The sequence below is a fragment of the Carnobacterium sp. ISL-102 genome (genome assembly GCF_018612935.1).
In the GTDB taxonomy this organism is placed as follows: domain Bacteria; phylum Bacillota; class Bacilli; order Lactobacillales; family Carnobacteriaceae; genus Carnobacterium_B; species Carnobacterium_B alterfunditum.
Genome location: NZ_JAGGRF010000002.1, coordinates 151,970 through 165,672 on the forward strand (window position 1 = coordinate 151,970; position 13,703 = coordinate 165,672).

At 35.4% G+C, this 13,703-nt stretch carries 11 protein-coding genes and 1 pseudogene; 3 read left to right on the top strand and 9 right to left on the bottom strand.

Going from position 1 to position 13,703, the window contains the following annotated elements; all coding sequences use genetic code 11:
- Positions 1 to 172: 172 nt before the first annotated feature.
- Both J7E16_RS01625 and J7E16_RS01630 read right to left on the bottom strand, forming a co-directional pair.
- A complete protein-coding gene (locus J7E16_RS01625; protein ID WP_214887948.1) occupies positions 173 to 1,645 on the bottom strand; it encodes a C40 family peptidase in 1,473 nt (490 codons plus the stop codon).
- 138 nt (positions 1,646 to 1,783) lie between these two features.
- Positions 1,784 to 2,329, bottom strand: a complete 546-nt coding sequence (locus J7E16_RS01630; RefSeq protein ID WP_214887951.1) for a DNA-3-methyladenine glycosylase I — start codon at positions 2,327 to 2,329, stop codon at positions 1,784 to 1,786.
- Positions 2,330 to 2,480: 151 nt separating this feature from the next.
- Here J7E16_RS01630 and trhO point away from each other — a divergent pair, with 151 nt between their 5' ends.
- On the top strand, positions 2,481 to 3,446 hold the full coding sequence (gene trhO, locus J7E16_RS01635) for an oxygen-dependent tRNA uridine(34) hydroxylase TrhO (RefSeq protein WP_214887954.1): 966 nt from the start codon (positions 2,481 to 2,483) through the stop codon (positions 3,444 to 3,446).
- Between the two features lie 41 nt (positions 3,447 to 3,487).
- Here trhO and J7E16_RS01640 read toward each other — a convergent pair whose 3' ends face one another.
- From J7E16_RS01640 to J7E16_RS01650, 3 genes are read right to left on the bottom strand one after another with little or no spacing between them, the layout of a single operon-like run.
- On the bottom strand, positions 3,488 to 4,291 hold the full coding sequence (locus tag J7E16_RS01640) for an ABC transporter ATP-binding protein (protein WP_034547853.1): 804 nt from the start codon (positions 4,289 to 4,291) through the stop codon (positions 3,488 to 3,490).
- A complete protein-coding gene (locus J7E16_RS01645; protein WP_034547851.1) occupies positions 4,288 to 5,178 on the bottom strand; it encodes an ABC transporter permease in 891 nt (296 codons plus the stop codon). The genes J7E16_RS01640 and J7E16_RS01645 overlap by 4 nt, the downstream gene beginning before the upstream one ends.
- Before the next feature lie 26 nt (positions 5,179 to 5,204).
- Complete coding sequence (locus J7E16_RS01650) at positions 5,205 to 6,191, bottom strand: ABC transporter substrate-binding protein (RefSeq protein ID WP_214887956.1); 987 nt, start codon at positions 6,189 to 6,191, stop codon at positions 5,205 to 5,207.
- 580 nt (positions 6,192 to 6,771) lie between these two features.
- Between J7E16_RS01650 and J7E16_RS01655 the strand changes: the two genes are divergently transcribed.
- Positions 6,772 to 9,618: a transglycosylase domain-containing protein gene (locus tag J7E16_RS01655; RefSeq protein ID WP_214887959.1), complete on the top strand. Its 2,847-nt coding sequence runs from the start codon at positions 6,772 to 6,774 to the stop codon at positions 9,616 to 9,618.
- Positions 9,619 to 9,710: 92 nt separating this feature from the next.
- Here the strand turns inward: J7E16_RS01655 and ccpA are convergent, their stop codons facing one another.
- Positions 9,711 to 10,721: a catabolite control protein A gene (gene ccpA, locus J7E16_RS01660; RefSeq protein ID WP_034547845.1), complete on the bottom strand. Its 1,011-nt coding sequence runs from the start codon at positions 10,719 to 10,721 to the stop codon at positions 9,711 to 9,713.
- Between the two features lie 229 nt (positions 10,722 to 10,950).
- Here ccpA and J7E16_RS01665 point away from each other — a divergent pair, with 229 nt between their 5' ends.
- Positions 10,951 to 12,045, top strand: a complete 1,095-nt coding sequence (locus tag J7E16_RS01665) for a M24 family metallopeptidase (RefSeq protein ID WP_214887962.1) — start codon at positions 10,951 to 10,953, stop codon at positions 12,043 to 12,045.
- A gap of 90 nt (positions 12,046 to 12,135) precedes the next feature.
- Here J7E16_RS01665 and J7E16_RS01670 read toward each other — a convergent pair whose 3' ends face one another.
- The 3 genes and pseudogenes from J7E16_RS01670 to J7E16_RS11605 all read right to left on the bottom strand — a co-directional run.
- Positions 12,136 to 12,774, bottom strand: coding sequence for a YtxH domain-containing protein (locus J7E16_RS01670; protein WP_214887965.1), 639 nt, complete (start codon positions 12,772 to 12,774; stop codon positions 12,136 to 12,138).
- Between the two features lie 58 nt (positions 12,775 to 12,832).
- Positions 12,833 to 13,267: a DUF948 domain-containing protein gene (locus tag J7E16_RS01675; protein WP_214887968.1), complete on the bottom strand. Its 435-nt coding sequence runs from the start codon at positions 13,265 to 13,267 to the stop codon at positions 12,833 to 12,835.
- A gap of 277 nt (positions 13,268 to 13,544) precedes the next feature.
- Positions 13,545 to 13,703 (bottom strand): annotated as a pseudogene (locus tag J7E16_RS11605) (IS30 family transposase); the annotation flags it as partial.

Genomic DNA, 13,703 nt, shown 5'->3' on the forward strand with positions numbered 1-13,703 from the left:
AAAAGGCTCTTCTTAACGACAAGAAGTGATTTTCTGATTTACTATAACAAACTCTGTTTTTTCCGACTATTTTACTTTCTTTCTGCAAGTTTGACATTAGAAAAGACTGGATGAGAGATTTCTAACAAAACAAAAAAATCGTTACCTAATTGGCAACGATTTTTTCTATTTTTTAATAACGTCCATATCCTACAAGTTTTGGTCCCCAGTATGAAGAACTAACTGAAGTATAAGCAACACCCGTGCTGCTCTGAGATCCAACAAATTGACCATTGCCTACATAGATCCCTACATGAGATATTGATCCCCCGTCTTTGAAGAAAACTAAATCGCCAGGTTGTGGATTTGTAACCTTAGTAGAAGATGCATATTGTGCCGCTGCTGTACGCGGCAGAGTAATTCCTACTTTTGCAAAAACATAAGATGTAAAACCAGAACAGTCAAATCCATTTGTAGAAGTTCCACCCCACAAATAAGGTGTTCCTAAAACTTTAGAAACACTTGGCTGTAAAGATGACCAAGAGGTTCCAGAATTAGAAGGCTGAGTTTGAGTGATTGGTTTAGGTGCTACTGGTTTCGTTTCTGTTTCAACTTTTTTAACTGGTGCTTTAGTTTGTGTAACTTCATTTGTTTTTACTGGAGTTTTTGTTGAAACAATATTAGTTGTTTTTACAGACTGAGTTGGAGCTTTTACTACAGTAGAACTAGTTGCTTTTGAAGATTCACCTGAAGTTTCAGTTGGTTGAGATACTTTGACTGCTGTTTGAGTTTCAACACTTTCTTCAACTACTTCTGTTATTTCTGACGTTTCAATTTCATTCTCAGAAGATTCTTCTATGACTGCTTTTTCAGATTGTTCTACGTCATAACTTGCTAATACAGCCAACTCTGCTGCTTCTTGAGCTGCAGTATATTCTGCCACTTGACTCTCTGCTTCAGCTTTTTGAGCAATATACTTATCTTTATCTGCTTGCGCACCAGCTGTCTCAATAGCTAATTGAGAAACCACTACTTCTTTTTCTAATGATTGTTGTTCCATTTCAGCTTTTGCATTTTCTAATTGAGCAGCAAGAGCATTTTGTTGAACAATTGATTGTTCAGTTTTTTCTTTCTTTTCTACTACTGATTTCTTATCATCTGCTTGCGTTTGAACAAGATCCTTGTTTGCTTTCACTAAATCGGTAACCACATCAACTCGTCCAAGTACATCAGACATAGATTCAGCTTCAATAACAAATTCTATGTAGTTCTTTGTATCACCATTTACTTGTACTGTGCGTGCTTGATTTTCAAGTTGTTCACTGCGTTGTTCGATTTTTTCTTTAAGTGATTCAATTTCTTTTTGTAATGTTTCATTTTCTTTCTGAGATGCTTCAATCTCAGCTAATAATGTAGTTGTTTTATCTTTATTTGAATTGATTGAATTTGTGATTGCTGCTAATTCAGCTTCTGTTTGGCTTGATTGAGCTTGTAGACCATCAACTTTTTGTTGAGCTGCTTTAATTGCTATTTCAGATTGATTTAGTTGTTGTTCAGATTCAGAAACTTGATTTGTAAAAGTTTCAGCGCTAACGGCAGTTGGTAAAATAAGAGAACTAAAGGACATGGTTCCTAGTATTGCAACAGTTAATAGTTTTTTATTCACGTGTTTTACCCTCCAAATAGAATTTCTGTTATTTAAAATCTTACTTTTTTTAAGATTCCTTAATTGAGTTTTATTATAACATAGGACATATGATAGAATCGTATCGTTTAGATTACAACTGTGTGTCAAATAAACGATTTATTTAAATGAACAATCATTGAGGTGATCGTTTATCAAACCTGCAGCTTCCATGAATGCATAACAAGTTACTGGTCCAAAGAATGTAAAACCTCTTTTTTTCATTTCTTTTGATATAGTTATGGACAACTCTGTTTTAGCTGGTACTTGCTCTGTATTATTAAAATGATTGACGATTGGCTTTCCTTTCACAAATGACCATATGTAGGCATCAAATGTACCGTAGTCTTGTTTTACTTTTAAAAATGCCTCTGCGTTCTTTAAAAGAGAGTTGATTTTTAATTTATTTCGAATAATACCAGGATTTGAAAGTAATTCTTCTATTTTTTTTTGATCATAAAGAACGATTTTATAAGGATCGAATCCATCAAGCGCTTTTCGGTAATTTTCTCTTTTATTTAAAATTATAGACCAGCTTAATCCAGCTTGCATCGTTTCAAGAATCAATAATTCAAATAAATCCTGGTCATCATGAAGCGGTTTGCCCCATTCTTCATCATGATATTTCTTCATCAAATCAGTTGTAGCCCAAGTACATCTTTTCATTTGTGCACAGCCTTTACTTTTATTTGATATTATTGCCTTTTGAAGTCTTGCTTTCTATTATTTGGTTAGTGTATAGTGTATTGTTAGTATAGATCAACTTTTAAGGTAGTTCGCCTACCTATTGTTAAGAATCAGATTAGGAGGATTTGCTATGTCTAAAGATTACCGTGTTTTACTTTACTATAAATATGTTCACATCGAAAATCCAGAAGAATACACAATAAAACATTTAGCTTTTTGTAAAGAAGTTGGTTTAAAAGGAAGAATTTTAGTCGCCGAAGAAGGCATCAATGGAACAATTGCAGGTACTTTCGAACAAACGCAACAGTATATCGATGCCATGCATGCTGATCCTTACTTTTCAGATTTAGTTTTTAAAATAGATCAAGAAGAGCGCCCACCTTTCAAAAAAATGTTTGTCCGCTTACGTCCCGAGCTTGTATCCCTGAGCTTATTAGACGATATCGATCCAAATGAAATAACTGGGAATTATTTAGAACCGAAAGAATTCCGTGAAGCTATTCTTGATAAAAATACAATCGTTATCGATGCGCGAAATGATTATGAATACGACTTAGGACATTTCAGAGGAGCCATACGCCCTGAAATTAGAACTTTTAGAGAGTTGCCTCAATGGATCCGTGATAATAAAGAAACCTTTATGGATAAAAGAGTGGTAACCTACTGTACTGGTGGAATTCGTTGCGAAAAATTTTCTGGTTGGTTAGTTAAAGAAGGATTTAAGGATGTTGGACAATTGCATGGAGGAATCGCTACTTATGGAAAAGACCCTGAAGTTCAGGGGGATCTATGGGATGGTCAAATGTACGTATTTGATGAACGCATCAGCGTTCCCGTCAATCAAAAAGAACATGTGATTGTTGGACTTGATTGGTTTGACGGCACTCCATGCGAACGTTATTTAAACTGTGCAAATCCTGCTTGCAACCGTCAAATTTTAGCTTCTGAAAGTAATGAGCATAAATATTTACGTGGATGCAGCCATGAATGCCGCATAACTCCAGCAAACTTATACGTAAAACGCAACAATTTGAGTCAAGAAGATGTTGCAGAACGGTTAGCTGTAATTGGAGAGAAACTTCCAGCATCAGTTTAATAAAAAAAAGGAATTGAGATTTTTCTCAATTCCTTTTTTATTTATCCTAATATCAGTACATCTTCAGTTACCGTTTCTCCACTGTTCTTTTGAAATAATGCTAATAAATCTGGTACAGTTAATTCTTTTTTCTTTTCTCCTGAAATATCTACTACTATTTTTCCGTTGTGTAACATGATCAATCGCGTTCCATGCTTGATTGCATCTTCCATATTGTGAGTGATCATTAGTGCTGTCAACTTTTTTTCGCGGACGATTTTATCCGTTAACTTCAATACCATTTGACTCGTCTTAGGGTCTAACGCCGCTGTATGCTCATCCAATAGAAGTAATTTTGGTGGAACGATCGTTGCCATTAATAACGTCAAGGCTTGTCTTTGGCCGCCTGACAATAATCCGACTTCCATTTTCAATCTGTCTTCTAAGCCTAACTCCAGTAATTTCAGTTGCTCCTTGAACAATTCTCGTTGCTTGTCTTTTACACCCAAAGTCAATCCTCTTTTTTTCCCTCTTTTGAAAGCCACCGCTAAATTTTCTTCAATTGTCAGTCGTGTTGCAGTCCCCATCTTTGTATCTTGAAAAACTCGTCCAATGTCTTTTGCTCTTTCATTTGTTCTTTTATAGGTAACGTCCTTTCCATCCAAAAAAACAGCACCCTCATCCACTACATAGGTTCCAGCAACACTATTTAGTAATGTTGATTTTCCAGCGCCATTTCCTCCTATGATCGTAACAAATTCTTCTTTCTCGATCGTTAAATCGATCCCTTTTAAAACATGGTTTTCATTAACGGTTCCTACTTCAAAGCTCTTATGGATAGTCTTTAATTCTAAAATTGCGGTCATACTAATTTGGCTCCTTTCCGGTTGATCCTTTTTACTTTCTTTTTCAATAGTGGAGTAGAAAGAGCAATTGCCAGTATGATTGCTGAGAACAACTTGATATCTTGCGGTTCTACACCTAATTGTAATACCAAATCAATAATTAAGCGGTAGACGATTGCTCCAATCACAATCGTTATTAAACGCTTCGCAAAAGATAAATTATGGAAGATCACCTCACCAATAATAACAGAGGCCAATCCGATCACAATCGTTCCAATTCCCATACTAATGTCTGCATAACCATTATTTTGAGCAATCAGTGCCCCTGATAAAGAGATTAATCCATTGCTCAACATATAGCCTATAATTTTCATAGCATCTGTGTGAATACCATTTGCTTCACTCATTTCTTCGTTATCACCAGTAGATCTTAGTGCTAATCCAGTTTCAGTACTGAAAAATAAGTAAAGCACTAAAATAACTACTCCAACTGCTATTGCACCAACAATTAAAACAGCTAAACGATTTTCTAAACCAAACGATTGCAAAGTACGCATCATTGTTTCTTGCCCCAATAAAGTGACGTTTGCTTGTCCCATTATTCTTAGGTTGATGGAATACAAAGCGGTCATGGTCAAGATCCCTGTGAGTAGAGCGGGGATTTTAAGTTTTGTGTGCAACAAACCCGATACGCTCCCAGCGAGCATTCCTCCTACTAGTGCCAATAAACTGGCAATCAAAGGAGATATTCCGGAAACAATAGCTACCGAACAAATAGCGGCACCTAATGGGAAACTTCCTTCAGCAGTTAAATCTGCGATATCTAGAATCCTAAAAGTAAGGTAAACACCTATCGCCATAACAGACCATAATAGTCCTTGAGAAATACTTGATAATATAATGTCCATTTTAATTCTCCTTTATCTTTTACAGTTTAGTCAGGCAATACAATACTTTCAGAATCTATGCCTAATGATTCGGCCACCTCTTCGTTAATAACAAGTTCTAAGTTATTAGAAGTTTCAACCGGCATTTCTGCTGTTTCTGCACCTTCTTCAATAATTTGGAGTGCCATTTGAGCTGTTTGACGTCCTAATTCTTCGTAATTGATTCCGTAAGTTGCCAATCCTCCAGCTTCTACCATTTCCGCTGAACCTGGTATAACAGGCAATTTGTATTCTAATGCGATCTCACCAACTGTTGGCATTGTGCTCGCTAATGTATTATCCGTTGGAATGTATACCGCATCAACTTCCTGAGCCAATGTGGTCATTACTTGTTGAACGTCATTTGTACTTGTAACAGTTAACGTCTTCACTTCTAAACCTTCTGCTTCAATGGCTTTTTGAGCTAAATCTGCTTGAATTTTTGAATTTGGTTCACTTGAATTATAGATGATCCCAACCGTCTTAGCATCTTTTGCTACCGATAAAAGCAAAGTAACTTGGGCTTCTATCGGAACCATATCACTCGTTCCGGTTACATTCCCGCCTGGAACTTTATTATCAGCAACTAATCCGGCATCAACTGGATCTGTTACTGCTGTAAATAAAATAGGATCTTCTTGTGTCACTGTCGCTAAAGACTGTGCTGCTGGTGTTGCAATAGATAAGATAACATCATTTTCACCTATCAAACTTTCACTCATACTTTGTAAATTTGCTTGATCTCCTTGGGCATTCTGGTAATTTATGGTTAAGTTTTCTCCTTCAATATAATCTGCTTCCTCTAATTCGCTGATAAACCCCTCGCGCGCTTTTGATAATGAATCATGTTCCATATATTGCAAAATACCTACGTTAACATTTGTTTCCTCTGAATCTCCAGTCTCACTTGTGTTCCCACAAGCTGCTAACAATAAGCCTGTTGAAACTGTTGCTAAACCTGTCAGTATTTTTTTCTTCATCCCGTTTGTTCTCATCTTTGTTTCCCCCTATTTTTTTGAATCTATTCTTTTACAAAAAATAAAAACGCCCACTTAGTATTGAAAACTACCTAAGTGGGCGTTTATTTTATGTAAAAATAAACAATAAATTCTTTATGATTCACCACTTAGATAATCTCTATGTGGCAAATACTTAGCAAATCAAATTGCTTTAGCCATATAGATACAAACATTTCTGTTTCCTGTTTGTATCCATAATGAATCTGGTCTACAAACAGCTCCTAAAATAGCTAAAGTAATAATTATTTAATTGTGTTTGGTTAGCTACATGACTGTTCATAATAATCCCTCACAATTTCGATTTGTATTTGTTGTTACAAGTATAAAAAATCAAATGAGAAAAGTCAACAGTTAAATTAAAAAAAACTCATCTAAAATTCATTTGATTATTATAATATTCTTCGATGTAAAAACTATACGCTTTTATACCTTCGTTCTTTATAAAATATTAATTTTCTGCAATGTTTCTTCAAAAATTGCTCTTTCCACTCTCTTTTTGTTATAATAGGCCAAGTAATTAGAGTAATCAAATACAATTTTATGAGGTGACTTAAATTTGAGTAGTCCACGAAATACTAATGGATCAACATTGCTAGAGAAAACAAAAATTGTCTCTCAAAAAACGATACAATTTATGAAGAAACAATGGATTTCTTTCAAGAGAACAGATTTTTATCGATCCATTCGTTTAAAAAGAATAAATCCACATAAAGAAAAATCTCAAGATGAATCATCGTCCTTAACAGCTACTAATGATAAGCAGCAAAATGGTGATCAAAAAAGAGCACTAAATAAAGAAGGGAAAAATTTTACATTAAGCAAATTTTTATTCGGCTTCAATGTCGGCTATAGTGTAATCAAAAACCTATTCATTATGATAGTTATTATTGGACTGATTGGTGGGGCACTTGTAGGTGGGATAGGCTTAGGATTCTTTGCTTCGCTAGTTTCGGGTGAAAAAATCCCAACGTATGAGGAAATGAAAACAAATATTGAGAATGTTTCAGCAACCTCATCCATGTATTACGCTACTGGAGAAAAAATCAGCGATTTAAAGACTGATTTAAAACGATCTGAGATCCCTTTAGGTGAAATGTCGCCTTTAGTTCAAAACGCTATTATTGCTACTGAAGATGAATATTTTTATGACCACTCCGGAGTGGTTCCAAAAGCTGTTGTCCGAGCATTATTCCAAGAGGTTTCCGGTGCAGGTACGACATCTGGCGGATCAACTCTTACGCAACAACTGGTAAAACAACAAATCTTGACAAATGAAGTTTCCTTTAAAAGAAAAGCAAATGAAATTTTATTGGCTTTTCGTATTGAAAATTACTTTACAAAAGAGGAGCTTTTAGAAAACTACTTGAATGTCTCCCCTTTTGGAAGAAATAATAAAGGACAAAACATCGCAGGTTTGAATGAAGCTTCAACAGGTATATTTGGTTTGAAAGCCAGTGAGTTGACTTTACCACAGGCTGCTTTTCTTGCTGGTCTGCCTCAGAATCCAATTATTTATAGCCCTTACACCCAGACAGGCGCTCTTAAAGAAGATTTTTCTGCTGGTATGGACCGTAAAAACGAAGTGTTGTTCAGAATGTACCGTGAACAATACATTACTAAAGAAGAATATGATACTGCTTTAGCCTACGATTTAGCGAAAGACTTTTTACCTCAAGAAATGGATATTAAAGACAGTACTGATTATGTATATAACTTTGTAGAACAACAAGCCAGACAAATTTTAATGGATCAATTATACACAGCTGATGGTTTTTCAGCTAAAGACCTTTCTAATGATCAAGATTTGAAGGATTCTTATTATAACCAAGCAAACGAAGATTTAAGGACAAAAGGTTATACAGTTTATTCAACCATTGATAAAGGCGTTTATGAAGCTATGAATGATGTAGTTAAGCAGTATGCATCACCAGAAATTTCTTATGACGAAAATAACGATCCAATCGTGAACAACACGAGCGATTTGGGTACAGTCAAAGTTGTTGATTATTTTGATGCCGAAACCGGTGAAACAAAAAAACTAGTTGAACCAGTTCAAAATGGCGCAATTTTAAGAGATAACGCTACTGGCAGAATCATCTCCTTTATAGGCGGTGTCGATTATGAAATCACTCAAGTTAATCACGCATATCAAGCTCCACGTTCCCCTGGTTCAACGATGAAACCTTTACTAGCCTTTGCCCCAGCGCTGGAAGAGGGCATCATCACACCAGCTACTATGGTTTTTGAAAGCTCTGCTAAAGTACCAAGCTGGGAAAATGGTTCTTTAGGTACTCATGAGATAACCAACTTCGGAGATGTGACTCCGAATAAATGGACCAATGTGCGTTCAGGTCTATCAAAATCAAGTAATATCGTAACAACAAAAATCTATGAAAAAATGAAAAACACTTATAATATGGCAGAAAAACTTGAATCATATATGCACAAGATGGGCTTTGGATCTGACGTCATCACGACAGAAGAATACCAAGGGGATTATTACACTCTTCCTATCGGTGGAATCACCAAAGGGACTACTGTTTTAGATCAAACAGACGGCTTCTCTACTTTAGCAAATGACGGAAATTATACAGAAGGTCATGTGATCGATAAAATTGAAGCGACTGACGGAACTATCGTCTATCAACATGAAGCAGAACCTGTCGAAGTATTTTCTGCCGAGACAGCCTATCTGACAACCGATATTTTACGTGATGTATTAGAGTCTGGTACTGCGAAAGATATAGAAGGACAATTAAATTTCAAAGCCGATATCGCAGGTAAAACTGGAACATCAGATGGCCAAAAAGATATCTGGTTTATCGGTTATACACCTCAAGTTACCCTAAGTTCTTGGATCGGATATGATAATGCTGTCGATACTTCTGTTAACGACTTAACTAATTCCGGTTCTGAAAGTCCAAGCTTGAGAAACAGAAGACATTGGGCTCGTTTAATGAATGCTATCTACAATGCAAACCCGACCGTTTTAGGCATTGACCAAACGTTCCAAAAACCAGAAGGCATCGTTGAAGAAAAGGTTCTTAATGCAACTGGTATGCTGCCGGGAAAAGTAAAATTAAATGATGGCAAAGAAGTCACTGCATCTGGTGCTACTAAAACAGAAATTTTCAATAAGAAGTTTGCTCCAAAAACAACTATCTACAACTTTGCGATTGGCGCTTCTGAAAAAGAATTAGCAGATTATTGGAATAATGTTTCTAAAACAGCTAGCTCTCAAGAAGCTAAAAAAGCTACAGCAGATAAGAAAACCGCTGAAACGGAAAAAGCTGAAGAAGAAAAAAAAGCTGAAGAAGCTAAAAAGAAAGTAGAAAAAGAAAAAGATAAACAAGCACAAGAAGCAGCTAAGAAGAAAGCTGAAGAAGATAAGAAGAGAGAATAAAAAATAAGACATCGAATTGTAATACGCCTCGCAAAAGTTGGTTTTCTCTAACTTTTAAGGGACACTACAAAATCGATGTCTTATTATTTTTTTTAGTTTTCTTTAGTTGTTCCTCTATTTGCAATGTGGTGAGGTAAAATAATCGTTTTTTCATCTACGTCTTCTTTATTCATCAACTTAGTTAATAAACGCATAGATACGGCACCAATATCATATAATGGTTGAGTAATGGTACTCAATTTAGGTCTTACCATTTCAGATAATTTAGAGTTATTTGCAGTAACGACTTCGAATTCTTCCGGTATTTTAACGAAATGATCTAAAGCTCCGTTCATGATCCCTACAGCAATTTCATCATCACCAGCGAATACGGCAGTTGCCCCCGCTTCAGCTAATTTAGTATAAACTTCTTCTCCAGCTACAAACGTATAGGCTGTTTCAAAAATCAAACTTTCATCATAAGCAATACCCGCAGTTTCTAAGGCCGTTTTATACCCTTTTAATCGGTAAATACCATTGATAGGCTCTTGAGCGATCGATCCAGAAACGAAAGCAATACGTTCATGTCCACTAGCAATCAATTGTGTAATTGTTTGTTCTGTTGCAGCTTCGTAATCAATATTTACACTGCCCATTTGTTCATCTGGATCAACTGTTCCTGCCAAAACAACAGGCGTTTTCGAACGTGAGAACTCTGCTCTTAATTCGTCTGAAATTTTATGACCCATATAAATAATACCATCTACCTGCTTAGCTAGCAGTGTATTCAACACTTGGATCTCTTTAATGTCATTTTGATCAGAGTTAGCTAAAATAATATTGTATTTATACATTGTCGCAATGTCATCGATTCCTCTAGCCAACGATGAAAAATATAAATTCGTTACATCAGGGATAATAACCCCAACGGTTGTTGACTTTTTACTTGCCAATCCACGAGCAACTGCGTTTGGACGATAGTCTAGACGATCGATTACTTCTAATACTTTTTTCCGAGTAGTCGGTTTTACGTTTGGATTGCCGTTTACAACGCGTGAAACGGTTGCCATTGAAACATTTGCTTCTCTTGCAACATCATAAATAGTGATAGTTTGTTTTTCCATGATTAATCTCCTTTAAATAATTAGATTCGTTTACTTTTTGTATACTACTAATCTAGCAAAATCACACCAGCAATGCAAGCGTTTCATTTTCATTTTCATGAAAATTTCATAATTTCTTTCATTAATTATACTTTTCACTATTTTTATTTTTTAGTTTTCTTTAAGAAAATCATTATTAATAGTGCTACAATTACCTTAATACATTCATACGAAAGCAGGGATAATTATTGTGAATACACACCTAAATATATTACAAAGATGGTTAGTCGAACAGAGGATAGATGTTGCTTTTATTAATGAACCTAGTACAATTGCCTATTTAAGTGGCTATGAAAGTGATCCGCACGAGCGTATTTTAGCTTTGGCCGTTTTTGCTACTGGAAAACCTTTTCTCTTTACACCTGAACTTGAAAAAGAAGATGCCTTGAAAAGTGACTGGTCACATGATGTTTATGGCTATTTAGACAATGAGGATCCATGGGCTCTTATTGCAATCCACTTAGCATCTCGTAAAAGTGATCTTAGCAGTATAGCTATTGAAAAAGATTTTTTAACAGTCGGACGATTTGAAAAACTCCAATCTTTTTTCCCCGTCATTCCTTTTTCAGATGTCACTCCTAAAATACAAGCTATGAAGTTGATCAAAACGCCAGATGAGATAAATAAAATGATGGAGGCAGGCAAATGGGCTGACAGAGCTTTTGAAATTGGCTTTAAGGCAATTAAAGAAGGCGTGTCCGAAGAAGAGATCGTGGCAGAAATTGAATATGCCTTAAAAAAAGAAGGCATTAAAGAAATGAGTTTTGAAACGATGGTCTTGACTGGAGTTAATGCCGCTAGTCCCCATGGTACACCTGGAAAAAGACGAATTCAATTAAATGAGTTTGTTTTATTTGATCTAGGTGTCGTTTATAATGGATACACTAGTGACGCTACTCGTACGATTGCTTTTGGAGAACCTTCAAAACAAGCAAAGGAAATATACGATGTTGTATTAGAAGCCTACAACGCTGCATTGACAGCCGTTAAACCAGGCATAACGGCTGGCGAATTAGATGAAATTGCTCGGGATATTATCACTAAAGCAGGTTACGGTCAATACTTTACTCATCGTTTAGGTCATGGTCTAGGAAGTTCAGTTCATGAATTTCCGTCTATCATGCAAGATAGTAATTTTGTTATTCAAGAAGGTATGTGTTTCTCAATCGAACCTGGTATCTATTTACCCGGTATTGCAGGCGTTCGGATAGAAGATTGTGTAGTCGTCACAAAAGACGGTTGCAAAGTTTTCACTCATACGCCCAATACGTATACTTCCATCTAAATCTACAACTTGAAAAATTAAAGCTATTTTATAAAACAAAAGTAAAAAGCAGCGAATCCCTCAGAGGTTCACTGCTTTTTACTTTTGAAGTTAAATTCCTTTATTTGTATTAGTTGTTTTATGCTCATCTTTCTTTCCATCTTCTTCAGTTTGTTCTGAACTAATATTTGTTGTTGAATAATCAAAATCTTCTTCAACTTTTTCTTGATCATTATCAAAATCCATCGTACTTCTTTCAATATCTTCTTTCAAAGAGGCGCTATCATGTTTTACGTTAGTTGCATTATGATTCGCTTCTTCTTTACCTTCTTTTGCAGTCGTTTTAACTTCTTCTAATGTATCTTTTGCAGTTAAATTTACATCTTCTGCTGTTTCAGCAGCTGTTTTTTTCACTTCTTGTGCTACATCTGTTGCTGATTTTTTAAGACTGTTCAGTTCTTCTCCTACATCTTTTGAAGCACGAGTTAACTGTTCTTTTATTTGGGAAGCTGATTCTTTCAAGCTGATTTTAATTTCATCTGATGCATCTTTAGCAACAGTTTTCACTTCTTTTCCTTTTTCCTTAGCGATATCTGCATATTCTTTTGCTGAGCTTTTAGCATCAGTTGTTTGTTGATTCAACTCTTCACGTAATTCTTTACCAGATTTTGGTGCGTACAATAAAGCTGTAACTCCTGCCGTTGCAGCACCTATAATTGCTCCTAAAAGAAATCCACATTTTTTAGCCATCTATACTTCTCCCCTTTTCTTGATCCATTATGAATGTTTTAGTTTCTTATTTGGTAACCTAAACGTTCTCTTTTTTATTTTTGCGCTTTTTATTCATATTTACTGCTGTTTTACCCATTTTGCTTACCATGCCTGCTTGAGCTGTTTTCTTAGTGGCCCCAGTAACATGAGAACTTAAATTACGAGTAGAATCATTTAAACTTGAAACAGTTGCCCCTAAATCACCAATGGCTTTAAACACTGGATCAGTTTTACCTAATTTCCCATTGACATCATCTAATGTCGCATTGGATTTATTTAATAGACCTTCAACTTCGATCAGAAGACTATCAGCATCTTTTGTTAGTATACTAATGCTTTTGTTAGCTTCATTAACCGTTGTTTGGACTTCACCAATCACCTTAGAAACTTTTAATAATACAATGATTAAAAATACAACCAATGCTGCAAAAGCTACAGCAGCTATCAAAGCTGCAATTTCTCCACCTGTCATATAAACTCCTCACTTCCTTCTATCTTTTCATTTTTTATTTAGAAATAAAAAATCTTCTACACGTATAGAATACCATTATTTATTTTTTACATCAAATAATATGAAACCGAATACTTTTATGCTCCTTCTTTTATATTATATTTGTTATTTTTATTCTTTCATTTTCATTCGAAAATTTCAAGTTTAAGTTAGCCACTTGTAGCTATTCTATTTTACGCCTTACTTTCTAGCTATTGAACTGAACTGAGTTGAGCCCTAATTGTTAAATTCTCAAGGATCAAACAGCCGTACGTTCTTGTTGGAATGCCTTCACGAAACAGTCATGTGGTGTCTGATAATCTAGGATTCTTCTAGGATAATCATTCATCCATTGTTGAATCCGTAGACATTGAGCTTTGCTCACATCCGCCATTGACTTGCCTTTGGGAAGGAAACG

What these genes read in the sequence shown, in the direction of transcription:
- J7E16_RS01630 (WP_214887951.1), bottom strand. Translation starts at nt 2,329, where the DNA reads ATGAAAAGATGTACTTGGGCTACAACTGATTTGATGAAGAAATATCAT.
- trhO (WP_214887954.1), top strand. Translation starts at nt 2,481, where the DNA reads ATGTCTAAAGATTACCGTGTTTTACTTTACTATAAATATGTTCACATC.
- J7E16_RS01640 (WP_034547853.1), bottom strand. Translation starts at nt 4,291, where the DNA reads ATGACCGCAATTTTAGAATTAAAGACTATCCATAAGAGCTTTGAAGTA.
- J7E16_RS01645 (WP_034547851.1), bottom strand. Translation starts at nt 5,178, where the DNA reads ATGGACATTATATTATCAAGTATTTCTCAAGGACTATTATGGTCTGTT.
- J7E16_RS01650 (WP_214887956.1), bottom strand. Translation starts at nt 6,191, where the DNA reads ATGAGAACAAACGGGATGAAGAAAAAAATACTGACAGGTTTAGCAACA.
- ccpA (WP_034547845.1), bottom strand. Translation starts at nt 10,721, where the DNA reads ATGGAAAAACAAACTATCACTATTTATGATGTTGCAAGAGAAGCAAAT.
- J7E16_RS01670 (WP_214887965.1), bottom strand. Translation starts at nt 12,774, where the DNA reads ATGGCTAAAAAATGTGGATTTCTTTTAGGAGCAATTATAGGTGCTGCA.
- J7E16_RS01675 (WP_214887968.1), bottom strand. Translation starts at nt 13,267, where the DNA reads ATGACAGGTGGAGAAATTGCAGCTTTGATAGCTGCTGTAGCTTTTGCA.